Here is a 25,008-nt window from a genome sequence, read left to right on the forward strand (position 1 = left end):
GATGATTGAAATGCAAAATGTGTATTGGTTAACGAATGTACGATTAGAAACAGGTTACAAGTTTAATAATGAAGTAGTTACAGGTACAGAAACAGCTTTGCATCATTTACTCATACAGGATGGAAAGATTGAGAAGATTGTACTTGCGGATGTACCGCTTCAAACAGAATATGAAACGAAAGATGCGAAAGAATTGCTTGTTCTTCCGTCGTTTGTGGAAAATCATTTTCACCTTGATAAAACAAAACTTGGTGGCCCATGGGAAGCGTGCATACCAGTAAAAAATATTATTGAGAGATTAGAGTTAGAACAGCAGGAGTTACCAATTTTAGCTCAAACAACTGGAGAGAGAGCAGATTTGTTACTAAGAACTATTTTAAATGCTGGTTCGACTCATATACGAACGCATGTAAATATTGATCCGTATATTGGTCTTAAAAACTTAGAATCTGTACGTCAAACTTTAGAAAATATGAAAGGCGCGTTTACATATGAAATCGTAGCATTCCCGCAGCGCGGTTTACTTCGTACAGAAGCACATTCTCTTATGAGAGAAGCGATGAAAATGGGCGCAACTTTAGTAGGTGGTGTAGATCCAGCTACTGTAGATAATAATATTGAAAAATCACTTTTTGATATGATGGAAATTGCTGTAGAGGCAAATGCAGATGTTGATTTGCATTTACATGATGCAGGGCATTTAGGTATTTATACAATTAAAAAGTTAGCTCAATTTACAGAGGATGCTAGTTGGGACGGACGTGTTGCGGTCAGTCATGCGTTTAGCCTAGGAGATGTATCTAAAGAAGAAGGAGCAGATATGGCAGACTTATTAGCTGAAAGAGGAATGTCTATTATTACGACAGTACCAATTAACAGAAATATGCCGCCAGTACCATTGCTTACAGAAAAAGGCGTTTCCGTTTCTTTAGGTTGCGATAGTATGTTTGATTCATGGGGACCATTTGGAAATGCTGATATTTTTGAAAGAGTAGGGCGTTTAGCAGAAAAGTATCGCTGGATTGATGAGAAGTCTTTATCTTCTTCTTTAGCGTATATTACAGGTGGAAAAACGCCATTGGATCAAGAAGGAAATCAAGTTTGGCCTAAAGTAGGAGATAAAGCTGATTTTGTCTTCTTACAAGCTACTTGTTCAGCAGAAGCGATTGCTAGACGAGCAAAGCGACCAGCCGTAATGAAAAATGGGAAAATAGTAGCAGGTTCCTTGCAAAATGTTCAAGGTGTATTGATTTAATTTACGTATCTCCCTAATTTATATATATTTTCAAGGGTTCCTAATGAAAGAATAGGAATCCTTCTTTTTTACGAGAAAAGGAGGGGAATAGGTGACACGTACATATATATTACTGTTTATATGTGTAGTAGTTTGGGGGAGTAATTTTATATTTGGTGCGATTTTAGTAAATACATTTCATCCGGTGTTGTTAACGACACTTCGCTTACTATTTATTAATTTGTTTTTTCTAGCGTACGCTATTATGTGTAAGAAAGACTTATATATAGAAAAGAATGAAATGAAAAGTGTATTATTAATTGGGATTATAGGTGTCGCGATTAATCAATGGTCTTTTTATGAAGGGTTACAAACAGCAGACCCAACAACAGCTGCGCTAATATTAGCACTTACTCCTGTCATGACTTCTATTCTAGCGGTATTTATTTTAAACGAACCGTTAACAGCTAAGTTAGTAATAGGAGGAGGGATTGCTACTTTTGGAGTGTTTTTTGTAATTGGTGTTGGGCAGAGGTTCGTCTTTTCAGAAGGGTTAATATGGATTTTTATAACGATGCTATCTTTTTCTTTATCTATCGTTTTAATTCGGAAATTGGGGAACAGAGATGATATGTTTTTTATTACATTCTTTTCTTCAATTTTTGGTTTTTTAATTATGCTACCGTTTCTTGCTTTTACCTTTTCTCACATAACGTTGAAATACTCTATAGAGAGTTGGTCGCTTCTAATTGTGACAGCAATACTTATGCATGGAATTTGTACGCTTGTTTGGAATAATCAATTGAGAAAAACGAAGGCGTCGACTGCGGCTATGTTTTTAAATTTAGAACCATTCGTTACGATGGTAGTTGGATATATTATATTGCAGAAAAGTGTAACATTCATTCAAATAATTGGAGCTATTTTTATCGTTTGTGGAGTTTACATCGCAACGTTTGGGTATGGGAAGAAATCGAAGGGAGAAAAAGAGTTGTTTCGAAAAGCTACGTAATAGTATTAAGCGTATTTTTGTACGCAATGTATGGAAGGGATGAAACAATTGGACAATCAACATAACCAAAATCATATTATGGGAACTTTGCAATGGTTTATATTTTTATTAGCGAATTCAATCGCACTACCAATTGTCGTTGGCGGATTATTTCATCTTACGACGGAAGAGATATTTTATTTAATGCAGCGTACATTTTTTGTAGTTGGTATATCTTCTTTTTTACAAGGATGGCTTGGGCATAGACTACCAATTGCGGATGGTCCAGCTGGATCTTGGGTTGGTGTATTTACTGTACTTGCTTATGCAACTGTAGGGCAAGACCAATTACATAGTACGTTGCAAATTTTAGAATTAGGAATGATGATTTCCGGTGTTATTTTAATCGGATTAGGAGTAAGTGGTTTTATAGGGCGTATTTTATTTTTATTTACGCCGCTTGTGACAGGGACGTTTTTAGTTTTGTTATGTTTACAACTAAGTGGTGTATTTTTGAAAGGAATGCTAGGAATTACAGCCACTGTTTCTCAAGTCGATGGATTTACAGCAATAATCGCGTTTAGTATATTTCTGTTCGTTATTATACTATCTAATTTTGGAAAAGGTTTTGTCAAAAGTTATGCAGTTTTAATAGGGTTAATTAGTGGGTGGATTATTTTTCTAATTGCAGGGAAAGTGACGATTCCGTCTCAAGTAACTCATTTTGTGCAACTTCCACATATATTTGCTTGGGGACTCCCGAAATGGAATGCAGGTATGGCTGTATCAAGTTTCGTTATGGTATGTATTTTAGTTTCAAATACTGTGGCAGCTATTATAGCGATTAATCAAGCTACGATTCATAAAGCGACTATTGAACAAAAACAGTTGAAAGATGGTACGTGGGTTGGGGGAATTTCACACATCATTTCTTCCGTATTTTCAACTGTAGGTGTCGTTCCTTTACCAGCAACGGCAGGGTTTATTCGTTTAACAAAACAAAAATATATACGATCGTTCTTAATGGCATGTATGTTATTAGTCGTTATGTCGCTATTCCCAAGTATTATTCGTTACTTAGCATCGTTACCATCTGCTGTTGCATCTGCAGTTTTAATGGCTTCATTCGTACAGCTAATTGGAATTGGGTTAAATAATATAAAGCAAGTGCCGATGAGCGAAAGGAATGTAACGATTTTAGGAGTTGCTATATTATTTGGAAGCGGTGTTATGTTTTTACCGTCTGGAGCACTTCAATCATTGCCTTCTGTTATGCAATATATATTCGGTAATGGTTTGTTTGTAGGTACAGTTGTAAGTATACTACTAGAACAAATATGGCGCGTTAAAAAGTAAGCGGATAAAATGAGTGCACGCACTGTATAAAAGTCTAAAATAACATCAGAAATAAAGCCCATTTTCATTCACCACCTGCACATTTCGTTCATACAATATCTTGACTAAATAAACACCCAACTTACACATACACAGCTCTGGCTTAAGCAAGGAGGGTTATACCAGTTGAAGGAAAAAGCGTATCAATCTAAACCGTTACTCACAAAGAGAGAGAGAGAAGTATTTGAATTACTGGTTCAAGATAAAACAACGAAGGAAATTGCAGGTGAACTTTTTATAAGTGAAAAAACAGTACGCAACCACATCTCAAACGCAATGCAAAAGCTAGGGGTTAAAGGACGTTCACAAGCAGTTGTTGAGCTTCTTCGTATGGGAGAGCTCGAACTATAAGAAGTAAGCCGACTTTTATACAAAGAGTCGGCTATTTTTTTTGTTTGTTTCATGTTCTATATGAATGATAAGGATGTTCTATACATAAATAGGTAGTAGGGAGGGGATATGTTGAAAAGAGTATTATTAGTTTCAACAAGCGCTCATGATATGAATGGACACCCGACTGGTTTATGGCTTGAAGAGCTCGCAGCTCCTTATAATTTATTTGAAAAGGCTAAGTTCGATGTTGATCTTGTATCTATAGAAGGTGGAAGGGTGCCTATTGATAGAGTATCAATTCCCAATGGTATACCTCGTGAATTTAAGCAGGTAGCTACGATATTACAAAATACGCAACCAATTTCGAAGGCTTATTTTTCGGATTATGATGCGGTTTTGTTTGGTGGTGGGCACGGGGCGATTGTAGATTTTCCAGGTAATCCGTATGTAGCGAATTTGATTGTAAATATGTATAACAATAATCGGATTGTAGCGGCTGTTTGTCACGGCGTAAGCTCTTTAGTCGGTGTGAAAAATAAGGATGGTTCGTTTTTTAGTGCAGGTAAGCGAATAACAGGTTATACAAATGATGAAGAAAAAGCTGTGCATTTAGAAAAGCGAGTTCCATTTTTGTTAGAAAGTAAATTGAAGGAAGAAGGAGCTTTCTTTTATGTTGCACCTAACTTTACGCCACATGTTGTAGTAGATGGGCGTTTGATTACAGGGCAGAATCCGCAGTCGAGTTTAAAAATAGGTAAGGCTATAAAGAACGTGATAAATAAGATATAGAAATAAAACGCCCGCTATTAATAAAGGTAGCGGGCATTTTAATTTGAATGAGCATTTTATATAGAAGAAACCGACTTTCATATAGAGGATCGGTTATTTTTCTGTCTTGCAAATTATGAAAAAAAGGAGCAAAATAAAAAAGGTCCTGATTTATACAGGTACAAATGAAAATTTTCATACAGAAGCAGTTTAAGTGAGCGAACTTAAAGTGTGTAAAATATAATGATAAAATAAGATGATGAATGAGAAAACGGGTGATGAAGTTGAATAGAGCAATCGGTGTTATCGATTCAGGAGTTGGCGGTTTAACAGTAGCGAAAGAATTAATTCGTCAGTTGCCGAAAGAGCGCATTATATATTTAGGGGATACAGCACGTTGCCCTTATGGTCCACGTTCTCGAGAAGAAGTGCGTCAATTTACGTGGGAGATGACGGAGCATTTACTAGATTTGAATATCAAAATGTTAGTTATTGCATGTAATACAGCAACTGCAGTTGTATTAGAAGAGATGCAGAAACAATTACCAATTCCGGTGGTAGGAGTTATTCACCCAGGATCACGTACAGCTTTAAAAATGACAAACACGTATCATGTTGGGATTATTGGAACAATCGGAACGGTAAAAAGTGGTGCATACGAAGAAGCGCTAAAGTCTATTAATAACCGTGTTATGGTAGAAAGTTTAGCGTGTCCGCCTTTCGTTGAGCTTGTAGAGAGTGGTAATTTCGAAAGTGAAATCGCGTATGAAGTTGTCAGAGAAACGTTGCAACCATTGAAAAATACTGATATTGATACACTTATTTTAGGGTGTACACATTATCCAATTTTAGGTCCTGTTATTAAAAAAGTAATGGGAGATAAAGTGCAACTAATTAGTTCTGGTGATGAAACGGCGCGTGAAGTAAGTACAATTTTATACCATAGTAAAATGTTGAATGAGGGAGAGGAACAAAGCGATCATCTCTTCTTAACAACAGGGAAAATAGGCCTATTTAAAGAAATTGCATCAAAATGGTTCGGTCAGCCGATTGAAAATGTGAAGCATATTAATTTAGAAACAGAATAATAGTAGATTCATATAAGAGAACTCCTGAGAAATCAGGGGTTTTTTTTGTGTAAGTAGCTATAGCTTGTTCTAAAATATGAAACAGCTCGTATACATAATAGTACAAACTTAGATTTTAGGGGGGAATGGCATGCCTAAATCCACTTTTAAATGGGTTGTTGGTGCTACTGTGAGTGCGATTTTATTATCAGGGTGTGGCTTATTAAATCAAGAGAAAGCGACAGAACAAATTGATCCACCGAAAAAAGTTACGTATACAGAAGGTGAAAAGAAAGAAACAGCTAAAAAAGATAAACAAGGGCAAACAGTAAATAGAGAGTTATACCTTGTTGATAAAAATGGATATGTCGTACCGCAAACTATTGCAATGCCTACTCCGAAAGCGAATGAGGTTGTAAAGCAAACGTTAGAGTATCTTGTGAAAGATGGACCAGTCACAAATTTATTGCCAAATGGATTTCGAGCAGTCCTTCCAGCAAATACGACGATGACCTTGGATTTGAAAAAAGGTGGGACAGCAGTAATTGATTTCTCTAACGAAATGAAAAATTATTCAAAAGAAGAAGAGCGTCAAATTGTTGAATCAGTAGCGTGGACTTTGACTCAATTTACAGAAATAAAACAAGTGCAGTTCCAAATAAATGGTGAGAAGTTAGCTAAGATGCCTGTTGCGGGTACACCGCTTGGTGAAGGTGTAAGTCGTGCGAATGGAATTAACTTTGATGATGAACAAGTAGCAGATGTAACGCATACAAAACCGGTTACACTTTACTTTATGGCGCAAAATAATAATAAGCAGCAATATTACGTACCGGTAACAAGACGCGTTGCAGAAGGGAAAGAAAATGATTACGCGACAATTGTGGATGAGCTTGTAAAAGGCCCGATTCACAGTTCGTTACTAAATGATTTTAATCCGGGAGCTAAGCTTATTACGAATCCGAAAGTGGAGAACGGAAATATTACATTAAACTTTAATGAAAATATATTTGCGAACCAAGACAAGAGTGTGATTTCAAATTACGTATTGAAGTCGCTAGTTTTATCTTTAACGGAAAAACAAGGTGTGAAAAATATTTCCATTGAAGTGAATGGGAAGGCGAATCTTATGGATGAGAAGGGTGAAAAGTTAACAAAACCTGTTAATCGTCCGCAAAACGTGAATACAGGTAGTTTTTAATCACGAATAATTTGATATACTTATGTAAGAAAGGGGAATTGCTTTTTGAGTTCCCCTTCTTTTATTGTTATACATATCGTACATTTAAATTTGGCTATACTAATAAGAGTAGTTATGAGGGGGTTATTTTTATGCGAGTAGATGGTAGAGGACAAGCAGAGCTACGCCATATACATATTCATACAAATTATTTAAAACATCCAGAGGGATCGGTACTAATTGAAGTTGGGGATACAAAGGTAATTTGTTCAGCGACAATTGAAGAGCGTGTACCGCCGTTTATGCGTGGAGAAGGAAAAGGCTGGGTAACAGCAGAATACTCAATGATTCCACGTGCGACAGAGCAACGTACAATCAGGGAGTCAAGCAAAGGGAAAGTAACAGGGCGTACAATGGAGATCCAGCGTTTAATTGGACGAGCATTACGTGCGGTTGTTGATTTAGAAGCGCTTGGCGAAAGAACGGTTTGGATTGACTGTGATGTAATTCAAGCGGATGGCGGAACGAGAACAGCTTCAATTACAGGTGCTTATGTAGCGATGGTATTAGCTTTTGAAAAATTATTGCAAGCAGATAAAGTATCTAAAATTCCTGTAAAAGATTATTTAGCGGCAACGTCAGTAGGTGTTGTTGAAGAACAAGGTGTCGTTTTAGATTTAAATTATGCCGAAGATTCTAAAGCAGATGTTGATATGAACGTTATTATGACTGGAAAAGGTCAGTTTGTTGAAGTACAAGGAACTGGAGAAGAAGCGACGTTTAGCAGAGCGGAATTAAATGAACTACTTGATGCCGCTGAACAAGGGATCTTCCAACTTGTTGAAAAGCAAAAAGAAGCGTTAGGTGACATCGTATCTCATATAGAGTAGAGGTGGAAAATATGAAGCAAGTTGTTGTAGCGACGAAAAATCTTGGGAAAGTACGTGAGTTTGCTGAGTTATTTGAGAGATTTGACTTAGAAGTGAAATCTTTACACGATTTTCCTCATATTGAAGAAGTCGAAGAAACTGGTGAAACATTTGAAGAAAACGCAATTTTGAAAGCGGACAGTCTTAGTAGACAGTTGAATTCCATCGTAATTGCGGATGACTCTGGTCTTATTGTAGATGCCTTAAACGGGAAACCAGGTGTATATTCAGCTCGTTTTGCTGGAGAGCCGAAAGATGATCAGGCGAATATCGATAAAGTGTTACAAGGGTTAACTGACGTCGATTTAGAAAAACGTACAGCTCGTTTTTACTGTGCGCTAGCGGTTGCTTTCCCTGAAGCAGATAAAGAGCCTGTTATTGTAAACGGAACGTGTGAAGGAAAAATCTTAGAACAGCGCCGCGGGGAAAATGGTTTTGGATACGATCCGATTTTTTATGTAGAAGAATATAAAAAAGCGATGGCTGAGCTAAGTTCGGATGAGAAAAATGCCATTAGCCACCGTGGACGCGCTCTTCGTAAATTAGAAGAGAAAATCCCAGAATGGTTTTTAGAAGAATAAGGGAGAGAGATTGATGAAAGCTTTAATCGTAAGCGATAGTCATAGCTCTGTGAAGGAATTACAGCAGTTAAAAGAGAAATATGAAGGGAAAGTAGATATCATGATTCATTGTGGTGATTCAGAGCTAACGCCTGCTCACGAAGAGCTACAAGGTTTTCATGTTGTAAAAGGGAATTGTGATTATGCTAACTTTCAAGATGAAATTGTAACTGATGTAGATGGAATTCGTTTCTTAGTTGTACACGGTCATCGTCATAATGTGAAAATGACGTTACAAACGTTAGCGTATCATGCAGAAGAAGTAGGAGCGCAAGTAGCGTGCTTTGGACATTCTCATGTATTAGGGGCAGAATTACTTGATGGGATTTTATTTATTAATCCAGGAAGTATTTTGCTCCCGCGCTCTCGTGTGGAAAAGACATTCGCTTTATTAGAAATGGATGAAAATCAAATAGAAGTTCGTTTTGAAACATTAGACGGACAACTAGTTGAACAAGCAGTTTTTAAAAGAGGATAAGAAAAATTATCCTCTTTTAAAAAAGGTGTTGACTTTATGTATGGTTATACATATAATAAATATTGTCGATAGGGCAACAGCGCTAACGAAGAAAAATAAAATAAAATATGCGGGTGTAGTTTAGTGGTAAAACAAGAGCCTTCCAAGCTCTGGTCGAGAGTTCGATTCTCTTCACCCGCTCCATGTCCCAGTAGCTCAGCCGGATAGAGCATACGCCTTCTAAGCGTACGGTCGGGAGTTCGAATCTCTCCTGGGACGCTAACAAAACCTTGTTATCTTTTGATAACAAGGTTTTTTGTTTGTCTACCAATTGATGTATGTGCAAGAGGTTTAAAAATATTATAACGGGATATATGATAATGAGTATATGTAACAGATTAAAGTGCATTAAAAAGAGCGCCATTTATGCGCCCTGTTCCTCATATTTAATTTAAAGAATCAATAGGCTTATGATGGAACTTAAATTTATATCCATATTATTCTAATTTCTCACTTAGAATGTTATAAAACTTTTACCATTCTAGTACGATTGAACAGCCGTTATCGGAACTTATCCCCGACAGTGTGTTACAATTAGTCGAAGTGGAAAGCGAGGATCTCCAATTGACTGGACGTGTGATTGATTGGACAGTTTTAGAAGGTTGTATAAAAAAGGGAGATGGCGCAAAGATGGCGAAATCTAAAGAGAATGATTTAACGGAGAAATTGGCAGAAGGTCACCGAAAATATGGTGACGGCAACTTTACAGTACAGAACATCGGTGATGAAACTAACCCGAATTGGACTGTCGTAAAAAATGTGAGGAAGGGATCGGCAGGCATTCGCGAAGAGGCAGATATATTAAGACTGCAATCAAAATATATAAAATAGTGCGGAAAGGTACGCCGAGATTCGCATTTTAAGACGATTGTTTTTTATTCCGTGGATAGGGAAAATATCATCTAAATGCGTCAGAATTTTCGATAGGGAATCGATAGAACAAAAAGTATTCAACATTGGCGTAGAACTACTATATAGCGTATAATATTAATTAATAAAAACGGTCAGTTGACCGCACAAATGAACGTTCAGCAAGCGATGAAGGAATTGTTTATATATCATAGGTAATTGACGGGTCGGGAGTTCGAATCTCTCCTGGGACGCTAAGGAAACCTTGTTATCTTTGGATAACAAGGTTTTTTGTTTGTTTTAAATTAGTTATTAATAAACTTTTCAAATACAAAACCATAATCTTTCACATTATATTGTTTCTTCGTATCAACAAGCCAGTTAAAAGCGATCTCGTTCATCTCTTTAAATTGCTCTGCTAAGTTTACTTGTGCGTTTGAAATACGGCTGAAAGCGTTAGATGCCATATCTAAACTTTTATGTGCATATTGTAATGTAATGTCGTTGTCGTATGAAATTTCTTCGATTTTAAGTAAAGCCTTATATAAATCTTTTAATTCTTCAATATGTTTTTTATGAACATCAATTGAGTAATGCTCATCTCCCATTTGAAACTTAATTTCTACATCCAAATCAATCGTTCCCGCAGTTTCAAGTGCTACGTTTTTAATTTGATATTTACTATAACTAAAGCGGCGCAGTGTACGTTTTTTGCTTGTTGCACTTGTACCGTCTAGGTGGATTAATCCTTTGTTTGTGAAACAATATTCATCTGATTTTGATTTAATAAGAAAATATATTTTCTCCCCATCTTCATGCATGACGTAATCATCAGCATCGACCTTATCATAATCTTTCGGAGTGATAACGGAACCTACATCGCTTAGTCCTAAAACATCAGCTGCCATTTTTTTGAACATATAAAATCCCCCTTGTAAATTAAATTCTTAATTGTACAAAAATATATTAACATGATTTGAAACTTATTTTTGAAATCTTACAATTCTGTAAGGTAACTGTAAGGAAGTTCGATGGTAACAAATTACGAATCCTCTATAATGAAGGTAACAACGATAAAACGAGGAGGAAGAAATGATGAAAGGATTAATCGTAACAGGTTTAACAGTAGCTTTTGGGTTTGTAGCGTATGAGAAATTAACGTATGTAGTTGATGTTGTAAAACATTTAATCGCTTAGAGAAAACTGCCATGAGAGGGAAAGGGAATGAGTGAATGAATGGAATGGTTATTTGGAATTATAGGTACTTGTAGTGTAGTTTTATTGTTCTTTGTCCCGAGTGGTATACTTAGTTCGACAACGAGTTTGCTCTTCTTAAGTTTGTTTGCTTGTACGATGCTTATCATTATGTTTTTAATGAAGCGAAGTAAACCAATCTTCTACTTTAGCATGATTGTTATGGCAATTATTGTTCTCCAAATTATTACCCTTGTTATATACCCCACAATTATAAATGCTTTCCATTAATGATGAATCCTCTGCTTCTGTTGCTGAGGGTTTTTGTTTGTGGAAAATGAATTTCATTTAAAAGGTTGTTGATTTCCTAATATGAAAATTAAATATTCCTATATTTCAAACGAATGGTTTTGGAATGTTGTGTTCTCATTACGCATTTGATATATTTACTTTGAAGATAATTAAAATCTAGAAAAAGAGGCGAACGTATGGATAAAAAAGAAAATACGGTCGTATTGTTTCCGCAACTATCAGAACGCTATATTGATGAAGGTTTTTTAGCGTTGAAAGAGCGGAAATTCGAAGATGCATTGCGCTGCTTTGAAATATTACGTCAGTATAATGCGGAAACGGAACAAACAGAATTAGCCTCAGTTATTTGTTTGTTAGAATTAAAGCATATGGAAGAAGCGAAAGATAAATGTGAGCAGTTACTTGAAACAGGAGCTGTATTATTTGGTGACATTCTTGAAACGTATGTGACTATTTTAGTTCAAACAAATGATTATGAAGGCGTTATTGAAACCGTTGAAAAAGTTTTGCAAACGAAAGATATAATGCCTGAGCAAAAGGAAAAATTAGCACAGCTCGCTTTATTTGCAGAAGGTATGCTAGATGAAGCAGACATGTCGCTAGTGGATTCAAATTTCAAATTGGAAGAATTTACTGATGAACTTTTTGGAGAAAACTTTGGTCAAAAGCTAAGAGTGATCCAAAAACTTTCATTAAAAGACCTGGATCTCGCACTTCCTGCTTTAAAGAAATTTTTAATAGAGGAAAAGCAACACCCTTATTTGAAAACTTCTATTTTGTATAAGATGGTAGAAAATCAAATAGAAGAAGAGATAGAAGTAGAGAAGTTTGGAAATACGATAAGAGTGATACCAGCATTTACGGGTCATAATGAGGAGCAATCCGATAAAATAATACATAAATTATCAAGCCAATTAGAGCAAAATTATCCGGATATATTTAGTGCGATGGTCACTTACTGGAAAGAATTACGAATTAGCATTTTCCCATTCCCTCTATTCATGGATAAAGTAGAAATTTGGGCTGCCGTCTTAGAGAGAATTGGAAGAAAGCGTTTCGGATTGGCTATTGATGAAGAAGAACTTATGACAGCATACAATATCGAGTTAGAGGAATTTCATATCGCCTATCAATGGTTACTACGCATTGAAAGAGAAGGATATTTGCCCGTATAATTATGAAAAAGAATCGTTCAGTTATTGAAACGAGCATATTCTATGTTATAATGTAAGGGTTGCAAAAGGCAGAAATCTGCCTGTTTGTAAGAGAAGAGGAGTATAATTCTCTTACTTAATATGTTTCATATTAGTCTCGAACAAAATATACCGTAGTTGTCTTTTAGACAATTAGTAGATTGGAACATTATATCTGAAAGCTTTTGCTAGAGGGTTATTTGTACATTTGTTATTTCAAAAAAGAGATAATGAATATTTTAATCTATAGAGGTATGTGCATACATTATTATAGTTGGAGGGAAAGAATAAATGTCTACAAAATGGGAAAAATCAGAAGGTAACGTTGGCGTTTTAACAATCGAAGTTGATGCTAAAGAAGTAAACAACTCTATCGACGCTGCGTTCAAAAAAGTAGTAAAAACAATTAACGTACCAGGTTTCCGTAAAGGGAAAATGCCTCGTCCGTTATTCGAACAACGCTTTGGTATCGAGTCTTTATACCAAGATGCTTTAGATATCATCTTACCAAAAGCATACGGTGAAGCAATCGATGAAGCTGGTATCTTCCCAGTTGCTCATCCTGAAATCGACATCGAGAAGTTCGAAAAAAATGCTAACCTTATCTTCACTGCAAAAGTTACAGTGAAACCTGAAGTTAAATTAGGTGAATACAAAGGTTTAGCAGTAGAAAAAGTTGAAACAACTGTAACTGACGAAGATGTAGAGAACGAAGTAAAAGCTTTACAAGAGCGTCAAGCTGAACTAGTTGTTAAAGAAGAAGGAACTATTGAAAATGGTGATACAGCTGTAATCGACTTCGAAGGTTTCGTTGATGGCGAAGCATTTGAAGGCGGAAAAGGCGAAAACTATTCTCTTGCAATCGGTTCTGGTACTTTCATCCCAGGTTTCGAAGAGCAAGTAATTGGTCTTAAATCTGGTGAGTCTAAAGACGTTGAAGTATCATTCCCAGAAGAGTACCATGCTGCTGAATTAGCTGGCAAACCAGCAACATTCAAAGTAACAATTCACGAAATCAAAACAAAAGAACTTCCTGAGTTAAACGACGAGTTCGCTAAAGATGCTGACGAAGAAGTTGCAACTCTTGATGAATTAAAAACAAAACTTCGTACAAACTTAGAAGAAGGCAAAAAGCACGAAGCTGAGCACAAAGTACGTGACGAAGTAGTAGAATTAGCTGCTGCAAACGCTGAAATCGACATTCCAGAAGCTATGATCGACACTGAGTTAGATCGTATGGTTCGTGAATTCGAGCAACGTTTAAGCCAACAAGGTATGAACCTTGAGCTTTACTACCAATTCACAGGTACTGACGCTGACAAATTAAAAGAGCAAATGAAAGAGGATGCACAAAAACGTGTAAGAATCAACCTTGTTCTTGAAGCTATCATTGAAGCTGAAAACATCGAAGTTACTGAAGAAGAAGTAACTGCAGAAGTTGAAAAAATGGCTGAAATGTACGGTATGCCAGTAGACGCTATCAAGCAAGCTCTTGGAAGCGTAGACGCTTTATCTGAAGATCTTAAAGTGCGTAAAGCTGTAGACTTCTTAGTAGACAACGCTGCATAATAAAATAACAAGGCGCGATTTTAATCGTGCCTTGTTTTATAAATATAGAAATATATTTATAAAACTTTTCGATGAAGAAGGAAAAGTTTCTTCATAAGTCGAATATACATACTTCAAAAGTTTTAAAATTTTTTATTTGTACATAACTAGTCATATTATTTGTATTTCTCGCCACGTAGTGACATAATATGTATTTACATACGATACATTTATCGTGTACATACGAAGGCAAGAGGTTAGCACTTTGTAAGGGGTGTGAAAATATGTTTAAATTTAATGATGAAAAAGGTCAATTAAAATGTTCTTTCTGTGGTAAAACACAAACGCAAGTTCGAAAGTTAGTTGCAGGTCCAGGTGTTTACATTTGTGACGAGTGTATCGAGCTTTGTACTGAAATTGTACAAGAGGAGCTTGCGAAGGACGAAGAAGTAGAATTCAAAGATGTACCGAAACCGGTAGAAATTCGTGAAATCTTAGATGAGTATGTCATCGGACAAGATAACGCGAAAAAAGCACTAGCGGTAGCGGTATATAACCATTACAAACGTATTAATTCTAACAGCAAAATTGATGATGTAGAATTAGCGAAGAGTAATATTTCACTTATTGGGCCAACTGGTAGTGGTAAAACATTATTGGCACAAACATTAGCGCGTATTTTAAATGTTCCATTTGCAATCGCGGACGCAACATCTTTAACTGAAGCTGGATACGTTGGGGAAGATGTAGAAAACATCTTACTAAAACTAATTCAAGCGGCTGATTATGATGTAGAGAAAGCGGAAAAAGGAATTATTTATATTGATGAGATTGATAAAGTGGCACGTAAGTCCGAAAATCCATCAATTACACGTGATGTATCTGGTGAAGGTGTACAGCAGGCACTTCTGAAAATTTTAGAAGGTACTGTAGCGAGCGTTCCACCTCAAGGTGGTCGTAAGCATCCGCATCAAGAGTTTATTCAAATTGATACAACGAACATCTTATTCATTTGTGGTGGAGCGTTTGATGGCATCGAGCCAATTATTAAACGTCGCCTTGGTGAAAAAGTAATTGGATTTGGTTCTGAGAAGAAAAATGCTGATGTAAATGAGAAGCATGTTTTATCTCACGTATTACCAGAGGACCTTTTAAGATTCGGTTTAATCCCAGAGTTTATTGGTCGTCTTCCAGTTATTGCGAACCTAGAGCCGCTTGACGAAGATGCTCTTGTAGATATTTTAACTAAACCGAAAAATGCACTTGTTAAGCAATTCCAAAAATTGTTGGAGCTTGACGATGTTGAGTTAGAGTTTGAAGAAGGTGCACTAGTTGAGATTGCGAAAAAAGCAATTGAACGTAAAACAGGTGCTCGTGGACTTCGTTCTATTATTGAAGGCTTAATGCTTGATGTAATGTTCGAACTCCCATCTCGTAAAGATATCGAGAAGTGTATTCTTACAAAAGAAACAGTAGCTGATAATGCACCGCCAAAATTGGTGTTACAAGACGGTACTGTACTTGATACAAAAACATCTGCATAATGCGAAGAAGAAACAGCAATTTTTATAATTGCTGTTTTTCTTTATGTTTAGCACTATTCCTCCCAGGAAATACTAAAAGATAAAACATAGCGGGAGGAAATGAATTATGAGCTGGACAAATATATTTTTACTTGTTCAACTTGTTTTTGGTGTAATTGTCGGATTGTACTTTTGGCATTTACTTCGAAATCAGCGAACACAAAAAGTTTCAATTGATCGAGAATCGAAAAAAGAATTAGAGCAGCTTCGTAAAATGCGTGAGGTTTCTTTAACAGAGCCACTTGCGGAAAAGGTGCGTCCTATATCCTTTTTAGACATTGTGGGGCAAGAAGACGGGATTAAGTCGTTAAAAGCGGCTCTTTGTGGTCCTAACCCGCAACATGTGATTATATATGGTCCGCCAGGTGTCGGAAAGACAGCGGCAGCACGCCTTGTATTAGAAGAAGCGAAACGAAACCCAAAATCTCCATTCCGTACGAATGCAACATTTATCGAACTTGATGCGACGACAGCTCGGTTTGATGAACGTGGTATTGCAGATCCTTTAATTGGTTCAGTCCATGATCCAATTTATCAAGGAGCGGGTGCAATGGGGCAAGCTGGTATCCCGCAGCCGAAAAAAGGGGCTGTAACAGATGCACATGGAGGTATTTTGTTTATTGATGAGATTGGTGAATTACATCCGATTCAAATGAACAAAATGTTAAAGGTGTTAGAAGATCGGAAAGTATTTTTGGAAAGTGCGTACTATAGTGAAGAAAATTCGATGATTCCAACGTATATACATGATATTTTTCAAAAAGGTTTACCAGCCGATTTTCGCTTAGTTGGTGCAACGACGCGTTCGCCAGAGGAAATTCCTCCTGCAATTCGGTCGCGGTGTTTAGAAGTGTTCTTCCGGGAGTTAGAAACAGAAGAAATTCAAAAAGTAGCGAAGAATGCAGCTGACAAAGTGGAAATGCAAATAGGTGAGAACGGTATTGAAATGATTGGAATGTATGCAAGAAATGGACGGGAAGCGATTAATCTCGTACAAATTTCTGCTGGTATGGCGATAAATGAAGAACGTTCTTTCATTAAAGATGAAGATATAGAGTGGGTTGTTCATTCGAGCCAACTTACACCAAAGTACGAAAAACGCATTTATCCAATTCCAAGGATTGGCCTTGTGAACGGGCTTGCTGTATATGGACCGAATACAGGCGCTTTATTAGAAATTGAGGTAACAGCAATCAAGGCGAAAGATAAAGGATCAGTAAATGTAACTGGTATTGTGGAAGAGGAAAGTATTGGTAATCAAACGAAATCAATCCGCCGTAAAAGTATGGCTAAAGGTTCTGTTGATAATGTGTTAACAGTACTCCGTTCTCTAGATGTACTTCCAGAAGGCTACGATATACATATTAACTTTCCGGGCGGTATCCCGATTGATGGTCCTTCGGCAGGGATTGCTATGGCAACGGGTGTTTATTCAGCGGTGCATCGTACATATGTGAATAATGAAGTAGCGATGACAGGTGAAATAAGTATCCACGGAGAAGTGAAGCCTATTGGTGGTGTGTACGCAAAAATAAAAGCCGCGAAAAAAGCGGGAGCTAAAAAAGTCATTATTCCGGCTGAAAACATGCAACCATTTTTGTATACAATAAAGGGAATTGAAATCATTCCTGTCCGCAAATTAAAAGAAGTATTTGAATTAACATTTATGCAGGAAAATATGCATCGTGAGATTGATGTACAGACTGCGTTGGACGAAACAGATGCACAATCAATGTAAGAATAAACGATAATAAAATTTGCCAGACTTCGTTTAAGTTTGTATGCTTAAGCGGAGTCTTTTTTCTTTTCATAAGGGAGAAAAACAAGATATTTACAATTGCGGAGAATCTCTGCAATTGCATCTAGATGTATTGTAATATAAAATAGTTGAACAGGAGTTTAATTTATTATGGAGGTGCTATGTCTAGTATGAATACGAACGAAAGAATTGTGCCCCTCCTACCATTAAGAGGCGTTCTCGTATATCCAACGATGGTTCTGCATCTTGATGTAGGACGTGATAAATCGATACAAGCACTAGAGCAGGCGGCAATGGATGAAAATATCATCTTTTTAGCAATGCAAAAAGAAATGAATATCGATGATCCGAAAGAAGATGACATATATAGTGTAGGTACAGTGGCGAAAGTGAAGCAAATGCTAAAATTGCCGAACGGTACGCTTCGTGTCCTTGTGGAAGGTTTACATAGAGCAGAAGTAGTAGAGTTTATCGAAGAAGAAAATGTAGTGCAAGTTTCTATTAAAACGGTAACGGAAGAAGTGGAAGATGATTTAGAAGAGAAAGCTCTTATGCGTACGTTACTAGAGCATTTCGAACAATATATTAAAGTTTCGAAAAAAGTTTCAAATGAAACATTTGCAACGGTAGCTGATGTAGAAGAACCGGGAAGACTAGCTGATTTAATTGCTTCTCACTTGCCGATTAAAACGAAGCAGAAACAAGAGATTTTAGAGATTGTATCTGTAAAAGAACGACTACATACACTTATTTCAATTATTCAAGATGAACAAGAGTTGCTTAGCCTAGAAAAGAAAATTGGACAAAAAGTGAAACGTTCAATGGAGCGCACACAAAAAGAATATTTCTTACGTGAGCAAATGAAGGCGATTCAAACAGAACTTGGTGATAAAGAAGGTAAGGGCGGAGAAGTTGAAGAACTTCGTGAGAAAATTGAACAGTCAGGAATGCCTGAAGAAACAACGAAGGCTGCGCTGAAAGAATTAGATCGTTATGAAAAGTTACCAACAAGTTCTGCGGAGAGCGGTGTTATTCGCAATTATATTGACTGGTTATTAGCCCTTCCGTGGACAGAAGCGACAGAGGATATGATTGATCTTGTTCATTCTGAAGAGATTTTAAATAAAGATCATTACGGCCTTGAAAAAGTAAAAGAGCGAGTGCTTGAATATTTAGCTGTACAAAAATTGACTAACTCATTAAAAGGCCCTATTCTTTGTTTAGTAGGACCTCCTGGGGTCGGGAAAACTTCGTTAGCTCGTTCTATCGCAACATCATTGAATCGTAACTTTGTCCGTGTATCCCTTGGCGGTGTACGTGATGAATCTGAAATTCGTGGTCACCGCCGTACGTATGTTGGAGCAATGCCAGGACGCATTATTCAAGGTATGAAAAAGGCGAAAACAGTTAATCCAGTCTTCTTATTAGATGAGATTGATAAAATGTCTAACGATTTCCGTGGAGATCCATCAGCAGCATTACTTGAAGTGTTAGATCCAGAACAAAACCATAACTTTAGTGATCATTACATTGAAGAGCCATATGATCTATCGAAAGTTATGTTTGTAGCAACTGCTAATACACTTTCAAGTATTCCAGGTCCGTTGCTTGACCGTATGGAAATCATTTCGATTGCTGGCTATACAGAACTTGAAAAGGTACACATTGCTCGTGAACATTTACTGCCGAAACAATTAAAAGAGCATGGCTTACGAAAAGGTAATTTACAAGTACGTGATGAAGCGCTTCTTGAAATTATTCGTTATTATACACGTGAGGCTGGTGTTCGTACACTAGAGCGTCAAATTGCAAAAGTTTGTCGTAAAGCAGCAAAAATCATTGTTACAGCAGAACGCAAGCGAATTATTGTAACGGAGAAAAATGTTGTTGATTTACTTGGTAAGCACATATTCCGTTACGGACAAGCTGAGAAGACAGACCAAGTTGGTATGGCGACTGGTTTAGCTTACACAGCAGCTGGTGGTGATACACTGGCTATTGAAGTGTCTGTAGCGCCAGGTAAAGGGAAATTAATTTTAACAGGGAAACTTGGGGATGTTATGAAAGAATCAGCACAAGCAGCGTTTAGCTATATTCGTTCTCGTGCAGAAGAGCTGCAGATCGATCCGAATTTCCATGAGAAAAATGATATTCATATTCATGTTCCAGAAGGAGCAGTTCCAAAAGATGGACCGTCAGCAGGTATTACGATGGCAACGGCACTTATTTCGGCACTAACAGGTATTCCTGTAAGTAAAGAAGTAGGTATGACAGGTGAAATTACACTTCGTGGTCGTGTATTACCAATTGGTGGTTTAAAAGAAAAAACATTAAGTGCTCACCGCGCAGGCTTAACAAAAATTATTTTGCCAGCAGAAAACGAGAAAGATTTAGATGATATTCCAGAGAGCGTAAAAGAAAACCTTACGTTTGTGCTTGCATCTCATTTAGATGAAGTATTGGAGCACGCATTAGTAGGAGTGAAACAATGAAAGTAACAAAAGCAGATATTGTAATTAGTGCTGTTAAACCAGAACAATATCCAGACAGTGATTTACCAGAAATTGCATTAGCAGGTCGTTCAAATGTCGGGAAATCTTCCTTCATTAATAAAATTTTAAATCGTAAAAAGTTAGTACGTATTTCTTCTAAACCAGGAAAAACGCAAACACTGAACTTTTTCTTAATCAATGAGATGATGCATTTTGTTGACGTTCCAGGTTATGGATATGCGAAAGTATCTAAAACGGAGCGCGCGGCATGGGGCAAGATGATTGAAACTTACTTTACAACACGTGAGCAATTAGACGCAGCTGTATTAGTAGTTGATTTACGTCACCAACCAACAAAAGATGACGTGATGATGTATGATTTCTTAAAGCATTATGAAATCCCAACAATTATTATTGCAACGAAAGCCGATAAAATTCCGAAAGGGAAATGGCAAAAGCATTTAAAAATTGTAAAAGAAACGCTTGCTGTTGAAATTGGCGATGAAATCGTTCTATTCTCTTCTGAAACAGGACTTGGAAAAGAAGAGGCATGGAAAGCAATTCATAAAATGACAAAAACAAAAAACGCGTGACGAATGTCGCGCGTTTTTTTCTTTATACACTTTTAGCGTACGTTTAATGTTACTTCAATATTCCCTCGTGTTGCTTTAGAGTACGGACACACCCCGTGAGCAGCTTCTACAAGTTCTTGTGCTTCGCTATGTGAAACGCCGGCGACATGTACATCAAGTACAGCAGATAGACCGAAACCACCATCTGTATCTTTTCCGATAGAAACGTGAGCAGTTACTTCTGTACTTTCCACTTTCACACGTTTTGTACGAATGACAAGTTGTAATGCACTATCAAAGCAAGCGGCATAACCAGCAGCAAATAGTTGTTCTGGATTTGTTGCCTCTCCGCCTGCACCACCTAGTGCTTTCGGCATTTTTACATCAAGGTTTAATATGCCATCATCTGAAACTACTTTCCCGTTTCTTCCACCTGTTGCTGTTACTGAAGCAGTATATAATTTATCCATGTTTATTCCCCTTTTCTATCATTAATGGTTTTCATTGTTTCAATTAGTGTATTTAATTGAATTAATAAAGAACGATATTCTTGCTCTGTAATTCCTAAATTTGTAGCCATCGTTGTCGGTAATGAGCAAGCCTTTTCTTTTAAATCTTTACCTTGTTCTGTTAATTCAATACAAACTTTTCGCTCGTCTTCTTTTGAGCGAACACGTTTTACAAGTTTTAATGATTCCATTCGTTTTAACATAGGTGTTAACGTACCAGAATCTAAAAATAGGCGTTCGCCAATTTCTTTCACTGTTAGTCCATCTTGCTCCCATAGTACGAGTAACGTAATGTACTGGGGATACGTAATGCCCATTTCTTCTAAATAGGGCCGATAAAAACGGGTAACCTCTTTAGAACAAGCGTAAATAGAAAAACAAAGTTGGTTATCTAGATGTAAAGGATTTTCTTTCATAAGCAACTCCTTATATTTTTAAATTGTGCACAATTTAATTTTGTAAAATCAATATAACGAAAAATAAATACAATGTCAAATGCATTGCATTGAGAAAGTGAGTACTATATTTTGGAACAATCATACATATTTTCCTTCATGATGAAAGAAGATAGAAAAGATGATGTTATAATTAATATGGAATAGTTTCCAACACTTGATTATGAGGACTTTTTTTGGTAACGTACAAATAGAGTTGTTATTTTATAATCATTATAAAGTAGAGAGTTCTTTGTTAATTTTACTGAAGCTCCTTTATTACATATGGAGAATAAATAAAAAATAATCAGTTGTTCACACGATTGTCAGATTCATAAGAGGAAAGTTGTATTATGATAGTAGATAAAGTGATAAAACGGGTGAAGGGGGACATGCTGCGTGCATATTCTTGTTGTTAGTGTAAATTATCGAACAGCCCCTGTAGAATTTCGTGAGAAACTCACATTTCAGGCAGCAGAGCTAGAGCAAGCAATGACTACATTACAAAATCAAAAGAGCGTGCTAGAAAATGTCATTGTATCAACTTGTAATCGCACTGAGATTTACGCTGTTGTTGATCAATTACACACGGGACGGTATTACATTAAGAAGTTTTTAGCTGATTGGTTTCAGCTTGAAATAGAAGAGGTCGCACCATATTTAACTATTTTTGAACAAGATGGTGCAATAGATCATTTATTCCGCGTAACGTGCGGTTTAGATTCTATGGTAGTTGGAGAGACGCAGATTTTAGGTCAAATAAAAGATAGCTTTTTAGAAGCGCAACAAGTAAAAGCGACAGGCACAATTTTTAATGAATTGTTTAAGCAAGTGGTTACGTTAGCAAAACGTGCGCACTCAGAAACAACAATTGGTGGAAGTGCGATGTCTGTTAGTTATGCTGCTGTTGAGCTCGGAAAGAAAATATTTGGCGATTTAACAGATTGTCATGTACTTATTCTTGGTGCAGGTAAGATGGGTGAACTTGCACTGCAAAACTTATACGGAAGCGGTGCTCGTAAAGTAACAGTTATGAATAGGACGCTTACGAAAGCGGAAGTGATGGCTGAGAAATATATGGGACATGCAAAGCCTTTAAGTGAATTGCAATGTGCATTATTAGAAGCGGATATTTTAATTAGTTCAACGGGTGCATCAGAATATGTTATTACGAAAGAAATGATGACGAAAGTAGAGAGAATGCGCTCTGGTCGTCCGTTATTTATGGTTGATATTGCAGTGCCACGTGATATTGATCCTGCGATTGACGAATTAGAAGGCTCTTTCTTATATGATATCGACGATCTGCAAGGTGTAGTTGAAGCAAACCGTGTTGAACGTTTAAAAGAAGCAGAGAAGATTCAATTTATGATTGAAGAGGAAATGGTTTTATTTAAAACGTGGTTAAGTACGCTTGGTGTTGTGCCGTTAATATCGGCTCTTCGTGATAAAGCGCTAGCAATTCAAAGTGATACGATGGAAAGTCTTGAGCGGAAAATACCAAACCTAAGTGATCGTGAGAAAAAAGTAATTAGTAAACATACGAAAAGTATTATTAATCAATTGTTAAAAGACCCAATTTTAGTAGCTAAAGAACTAGCTGTTGAAGAGGGAGCCGACGAAAAATTAGCTTTATTTGCGAAGATTTTTGATTTAGAAGTAGAAGAAGCGGGAAATACGGAAGAAGTAGAACATAAAAGAGCGTGGACACCATCCGTTCCATCTTTATAATTTGGAAGGATGATCGGATGAGTTTTTTAAATAACAGTATTATTTATCATATTGCAATTATTTTATATGCTTGTAGCATTAGTTTATATTTTATAGATTATTTCCAAAGTAACCGAAAGGCGAACCGATTTGCTTTTTGGTTACTTTCGATTGTATGGGTATTGCAGTCTATTTTTATGTTGCTTAGGGCGACAGATTCAGAAACGAATCCCATTTTGACTTTATTATCAGGGATTTATTTTTATGTTTGGTTATTGATTACGATGTCGTTAGTCATCAATCGATTTATGCGCGTTGACTTTCTAGTCTTTTTTACAAATGTTGTTGCATTTGGCGTAAGCGCTTTTTCGATTTTTACACCGCTCGGAAAGATGTCGCCAGTACTTGCAGAGCAATTGGTTTCAGAACTTGTATACGTGCATGTCGGAATGGCGATTATTTCTTATGCAACGTTTACTGTATCGTTTATTTTTTCTATTATGTATTTACTGCAATATCGCCTATTAAAAAAGAAAAAGTGGAATGCGAGATTAAGAAGGTTAGGGAACTTGCCGAAGCTTGAATCTACGTCTTACGGATTAAATTTATTTTCTGTGCCATTCTTCTTACTAGCAATTTTATTAGGATGCATATGGGGATATACAAAATTGGACAATTTCCATTGGTATGATACGAAAGTAATCGGTTCGTTTGTTGTTCTATTTGTATATTGTGCGGGCTTGTATTTACGAGCAGCAGATGTGTTGCAAGGTAAGAAAATTGTACTGTGGAATGTAGGGGCATTTCTCGTAATGCTAGTTAACATTTTTCTATTAAGTAGTTTATCTAATTTCCACTTTTGGTATTTATAATGAGGAGAGAGAATTATGCGCAAAATTATTGTAGGTTCACGAAAGAGTAAACTAGCATTAACACAAACAAACTGGTTTATTGATCAGTTAAAAGCACTTGGTTTACCATATGAATTTGAAGTGAAAGAAATTGTCACTAAAGGTGATGTGATTTTAGATGTTACTCTTTCAAAAGTAGGCGGAAAAGGTTTGTTCGTTAAAGAAATTGAACATGCGTTACTTACGAAAGAAATCGATATGGCTGTACATAGTATGAAAGATATGCCGGCCGTACTTCCAGAAGGATTAATGATTGGTTGTACACCAAAGCGTGTTGACCCTCGTGATGCTTTTATTTCTAAAAGCGGAGAATCGTTTAAAGATTTAGCAGAAGGTGCAATCTTAGGGACGAGTAGTTTGAGACGTAGTGCACAACTACTAGCTGCGAGACCAGATTTACAAGTGAAGTGGATTCGCGGAAATATCGATACACGTTTACGTAAATTAAAAGAAGAAGATTACGATGCGATTATTTTAGCGACAGCTGGATTACAAAGAATGGGCTGGGACGATGAAGTTATTACAGAACATTTAGATGAAACGTTATGTGTACCAGCTGTAGGACAAGGTGCATTAGCGATTGAATGTCGTGAGGACGATAAGGATTTACTTCAGTTGTTAGCACATATTAATGATGCAGTAACAGAAAGAACAGTGGCTGCTGAACGAGTATTTCTTCATAAACTTGAAGGTGGATGCCAAGTTCCAATCGCTGGATATGCAACTCTTAAAGAAGATGATGTAATCGAATTAACAGCGCTTGTCGGTTCTATGGACGGTTCTGTTTTGTTGAAAGAGACAGTAGTAGGCACTGATCCGAAGCAAGTTGGATTAGAGGCTGCAGACCGTTTAATTAAACAAGGAGCAAAAGAGCTCATTCTTGCTGCAAATAAGGAGCAACAATAAAT

At 36.7% G+C, this 25,008-nt stretch carries 24 protein-coding genes and 2 tRNA genes; 23 read left to right on the forward strand and 3 right to left on the reverse strand.

Annotated features, from left to right (window positions below):
* Positions 1–10 precede the first annotated feature (10 nt).
* The 13 genes from JDS80_RS00170 to JDS80_RS00230 all read left to right on the forward strand — a co-directional run bounded on the left by JDS80_RS00170 (position 11) and on the right by JDS80_RS00230 (position 9,865).
* The gene (locus JDS80_RS00170) at positions 11–1,255 is read left to right on the forward strand and encodes an amidohydrolase family protein (RefSeq protein ID WP_199636734.1); all 1,245 of its coding nucleotides are present in this window, start codon (positions 11–13) and stop codon (positions 1,253–1,255) included.
* A 91-nt stretch (positions 1,256–1,346) separates the two neighbouring features.
* The gene (locus JDS80_RS00175) at positions 1,347–2,246 is read left to right on the forward strand and encodes an EamA family transporter (RefSeq protein ID WP_199636735.1); all 900 of its coding nucleotides are present in this window, start codon (positions 1,347–1,349) and stop codon (positions 2,244–2,246) included.
* A 39-nt stretch (positions 2,247–2,285) separates the two neighbouring features.
* Complete coding sequence (locus tag JDS80_RS00180) at positions 2,286–3,581, forward strand: purine/pyrimidine permease (RefSeq protein ID WP_199636737.1); 1,296 nt, start codon at positions 2,286–2,288, stop codon at positions 3,579–3,581.
* Positions 3,582–3,746: 165 nt separating this feature from the next.
* On the forward strand, positions 3,747–3,971 hold the full coding sequence (gene gerE, locus JDS80_RS00185) for a spore germination transcription factor GerE (protein WP_000659484.1): 225 nt from the start codon (positions 3,747–3,749) through the stop codon (positions 3,969–3,971).
* Between the two features lie 108 nt (positions 3,972–4,079).
* Complete coding sequence (locus JDS80_RS00190; RefSeq protein ID WP_199636738.1) at positions 4,080–4,742, forward strand: type 1 glutamine amidotransferase domain-containing protein; 663 nt, start codon at positions 4,080–4,082, stop codon at positions 4,740–4,742.
* 257 nt (positions 4,743–4,999) lie between these two features.
* Positions 5,000–5,809: a glutamate racemase gene (gene racE, locus JDS80_RS00195; RefSeq protein WP_071745787.1), complete on the forward strand. Its 810-nt coding sequence runs from the start codon at positions 5,000–5,002 to the stop codon at positions 5,807–5,809.
* A 130-nt stretch (positions 5,810–5,939) separates the two neighbouring features.
* A complete protein-coding gene (locus JDS80_RS00200) occupies positions 5,940–6,989 on the forward strand; it encodes a GerMN domain-containing protein (RefSeq protein WP_071745786.1) in 1,050 nt (349 codons plus the stop codon).
* Positions 6,990–7,120: 131 nt separating this feature from the next.
* Entirely contained in the window at positions 7,121–7,858 is a 738-nt protein-coding gene (gene rph, locus JDS80_RS00205; protein ID WP_001261778.1) for a ribonuclease PH, read from the forward strand.
* Between the two features lie 11 nt (positions 7,859–7,869).
* Positions 7,870–8,478, forward strand: coding sequence for an XTP/dITP diphosphatase (locus JDS80_RS00210; protein WP_061674627.1), 609 nt, complete (start codon positions 7,870–7,872; stop codon positions 8,476–8,478).
* A gap of 13 nt (positions 8,479–8,491) precedes the next feature.
* Positions 8,492–8,995 (forward strand): metallophosphoesterase, encoded by a 504-nt coding sequence (locus JDS80_RS00215; RefSeq protein WP_071771744.1) that lies wholly within the window; start codon positions 8,492–8,494, stop codon positions 8,993–8,995.
* 109 nt (positions 8,996–9,104) lie between these two features.
* Positions 9,105–9,178, forward strand: a tRNA-Gly gene (locus tag JDS80_RS00220).
* A 1-nt stretch (position 9,179) separates the two neighbouring features.
* Positions 9,180–9,253, forward strand: a tRNA-Arg gene (locus JDS80_RS00225).
* A 411-nt stretch (positions 9,254–9,664) separates the two neighbouring features.
* Positions 9,665–9,865, forward strand: coding sequence for a cytoplasmic protein (locus JDS80_RS00230; protein ID WP_071745806.1), 201 nt, complete (start codon positions 9,665–9,667; stop codon positions 9,863–9,865).
* A 323-nt stretch (positions 9,866–10,188) separates the two neighbouring features.
* Here JDS80_RS00230 and JDS80_RS00235 read toward each other — a convergent pair whose 3' ends face one another.
* Positions 10,189–10,803, reverse strand: a complete 615-nt coding sequence (locus JDS80_RS00235) for a PH domain-containing protein (RefSeq protein ID WP_000473869.1) — start codon at positions 10,801–10,803, stop codon at positions 10,189–10,191.
* Positions 10,804–11,119: 316 nt separating this feature from the next.
* Here JDS80_RS00235 and JDS80_RS00240 point away from each other — a divergent pair, with 316 nt between their 5' ends.
* The 7 genes from JDS80_RS00240 (at position 11,120) to ysxC (ending at position 20,557) form a co-directional block, all read left to right on the forward strand.
* A complete protein-coding gene (locus JDS80_RS00240) occupies positions 11,120–11,368 on the forward strand; it encodes a hypothetical protein (RefSeq protein ID WP_199636739.1) in 249 nt (82 codons plus the stop codon).
* Between the two features lie 197 nt (positions 11,369–11,565).
* A complete protein-coding gene (locus JDS80_RS00245) occupies positions 11,566–12,564 on the forward strand; it encodes a hypothetical protein (protein ID WP_199636740.1) in 999 nt (332 codons plus the stop codon).
* Between the two features lie 309 nt (positions 12,565–12,873).
* Positions 12,874–14,151, forward strand: coding sequence for a trigger factor (gene tig / locus JDS80_RS00250; RefSeq protein ID WP_199636742.1), 1,278 nt, complete (start codon positions 12,874–12,876; stop codon positions 14,149–14,151).
* 263 nt (positions 14,152–14,414) lie between these two features.
* Positions 14,415–15,674, forward strand: coding sequence for an ATP-dependent protease ATP-binding subunit ClpX (gene clpX, locus JDS80_RS00255; RefSeq protein WP_071745779.1), 1,260 nt, complete (start codon positions 14,415–14,417; stop codon positions 15,672–15,674).
* 106 nt (positions 15,675–15,780) lie between these two features.
* Positions 15,781–17,451 (forward strand): ATP-dependent protease LonB, encoded by a 1,671-nt coding sequence (lonB, locus tag JDS80_RS00260; RefSeq protein ID WP_071745778.1) that lies wholly within the window; start codon positions 15,781–15,783, stop codon positions 17,449–17,451.
* 182 nt (positions 17,452–17,633) lie between these two features.
* The gene (lon, locus tag JDS80_RS00265; RefSeq protein ID WP_071745777.1) at positions 17,634–19,964 is read left to right on the forward strand and encodes an endopeptidase La; all 2,331 of its coding nucleotides are present in this window, start codon (positions 17,634–17,636) and stop codon (positions 19,962–19,964) included.
* Entirely contained in the window at positions 19,961–20,557 is a 597-nt protein-coding gene (ysxC, locus tag JDS80_RS00270) for a ribosome biogenesis GTP-binding protein YsxC (protein WP_199636743.1), read from the forward strand. The genes lon and ysxC overlap by 4 nt, the downstream gene beginning before the upstream one ends.
* 32 nt (positions 20,558–20,589) lie before the next feature.
* Here the strand turns inward: ysxC and JDS80_RS00275 are convergent, their stop codons facing one another.
* Together JDS80_RS00275 and JDS80_RS00280 are read right to left on the reverse strand one after the other, a co-directional pair.
* Positions 20,590–21,006: an organic hydroperoxide resistance protein gene (locus tag JDS80_RS00275; RefSeq protein ID WP_000359781.1), complete on the reverse strand. Its 417-nt coding sequence runs from the start codon at positions 21,004–21,006 to the stop codon at positions 20,590–20,592.
* Between the two features lie 2 nt (positions 21,007–21,008).
* Positions 21,009–21,461, reverse strand: coding sequence for a MarR family winged helix-turn-helix transcriptional regulator (locus JDS80_RS00280; protein WP_071771741.1), 453 nt, complete (start codon positions 21,459–21,461; stop codon positions 21,009–21,011).
* A 417-nt stretch (positions 21,462–21,878) separates the two neighbouring features.
* Between JDS80_RS00280 and hemA the strand changes: the two genes are divergently transcribed.
* From hemA to hemC, 3 genes are read left to right on the forward strand one after another with little or no spacing between them, the layout of a single operon-like run.
* On the forward strand, positions 21,879–23,210 hold the full coding sequence (gene hemA, locus JDS80_RS00285) for a glutamyl-tRNA reductase (protein WP_199636744.1): 1,332 nt from the start codon (positions 21,879–21,881) through the stop codon (positions 23,208–23,210).
* 17 nt (positions 23,211–23,227) lie between these two features.
* Positions 23,228–24,061 (forward strand): cytochrome c biogenesis protein, encoded by an 834-nt coding sequence (locus tag JDS80_RS00290; RefSeq protein WP_000009002.1) that lies wholly within the window; start codon positions 23,228–23,230, stop codon positions 24,059–24,061.
* Between the two features lie 15 nt (positions 24,062–24,076).
* The gene (gene hemC / locus JDS80_RS00295) at positions 24,077–25,006 is read left to right on the forward strand and encodes a hydroxymethylbilane synthase (protein ID WP_199636746.1); all 930 of its coding nucleotides are present in this window, start codon (positions 24,077–24,079) and stop codon (positions 25,004–25,006) included.
* Positions 25,007–25,008: the final 2 nt, after the last annotated feature.

The organism is Bacillus cereus group sp. N8 (assembly GCF_016483685.1).
Lineage (GTDB): Bacteria > Bacillota > Bacilli > Bacillales > Bacillaceae_G > Bacillus_A > Bacillus_A proteolyticus.

Coding starts and splice junctions, on each gene's coding strand:
- JDS80_RS00170 (WP_199636734.1), top strand. CDS start 11: ATGCAAAATGTGTATTGGTTAACGAATGTACGATTAGAAACAGGTTAC.
- JDS80_RS00180 (WP_199636737.1), top strand. CDS start 2,286: ATGAAACAATTGGACAATCAACATAACCAAAATCATATTATGGGAACT.
- JDS80_RS00190 (WP_199636738.1), top strand. CDS start 4,080: ATGTTGAAAAGAGTATTATTAGTTTCAACAAGCGCTCATGATATGAAT.
- racE (WP_071745787.1), top strand. CDS start 5,000: ATGAAGTTGAATAGAGCAATCGGTGTTATCGATTCAGGAGTTGGCGGT.
- JDS80_RS00200 (WP_071745786.1), top strand. CDS start 5,940: ATGCCTAAATCCACTTTTAAATGGGTTGTTGGTGCTACTGTGAGTGCG.
- rph (WP_001261778.1), top strand. CDS start 7,121: ATGCGAGTAGATGGTAGAGGACAAGCAGAGCTACGCCATATACATATT.
- JDS80_RS00210 (WP_061674627.1), top strand. CDS start 7,870: ATGAAGCAAGTTGTTGTAGCGACGAAAAATCTTGGGAAAGTACGTGAG.
- JDS80_RS00215 (WP_071771744.1), top strand. CDS start 8,492: ATGAAAGCTTTAATCGTAAGCGATAGTCATAGCTCTGTGAAGGAATTA.
- JDS80_RS00230 (WP_071745806.1), top strand. CDS start 9,665: ATGGCGAAATCTAAAGAGAATGATTTAACGGAGAAATTGGCAGAAGGT.
- JDS80_RS00235 (WP_000473869.1), bottom strand. CDS start 10,803: ATGTTCAAAAAAATGGCAGCTGATGTTTTAGGACTAAGCGATGTAGGT.
- JDS80_RS00240 (WP_199636739.1), top strand. CDS start 11,120: ATGGAATGGTTATTTGGAATTATAGGTACTTGTAGTGTAGTTTTATTG.
- JDS80_RS00245 (WP_199636740.1), top strand. CDS start 11,566: ATGGATAAAAAAGAAAATACGGTCGTATTGTTTCCGCAACTATCAGAA.
- tig (WP_199636742.1), top strand. CDS start 12,874: ATGTCTACAAAATGGGAAAAATCAGAAGGTAACGTTGGCGTTTTAACA.
- clpX (WP_071745779.1), top strand. CDS start 14,415: ATGTTTAAATTTAATGATGAAAAAGGTCAATTAAAATGTTCTTTCTGT.
- lonB (WP_071745778.1), top strand. CDS start 15,781: ATGAGCTGGACAAATATATTTTTACTTGTTCAACTTGTTTTTGGTGTA.
- lon (WP_071745777.1), top strand. CDS start 17,634: ATGTCTAGTATGAATACGAACGAAAGAATTGTGCCCCTCCTACCATTA.
- ysxC (WP_199636743.1), top strand. CDS start 19,961: ATGAAAGTAACAAAAGCAGATATTGTAATTAGTGCTGTTAAACCAGAA.
- JDS80_RS00275 (WP_000359781.1), bottom strand. CDS start 21,006: ATGGATAAATTATATACTGCTTCAGTAACAGCAACAGGTGGAAGAAAC.
- JDS80_RS00280 (WP_071771741.1), bottom strand. CDS start 21,461: ATGAAAGAAAATCCTTTACATCTAGATAACCAACTTTGTTTTTCTATT.
- JDS80_RS00290 (WP_000009002.1), top strand. CDS start 23,228: ATGAGTTTTTTAAATAACAGTATTATTTATCATATTGCAATTATTTTA.
- hemC (WP_199636746.1), top strand. CDS start 24,077: ATGCGCAAAATTATTGTAGGTTCACGAAAGAGTAAACTAGCATTAACA.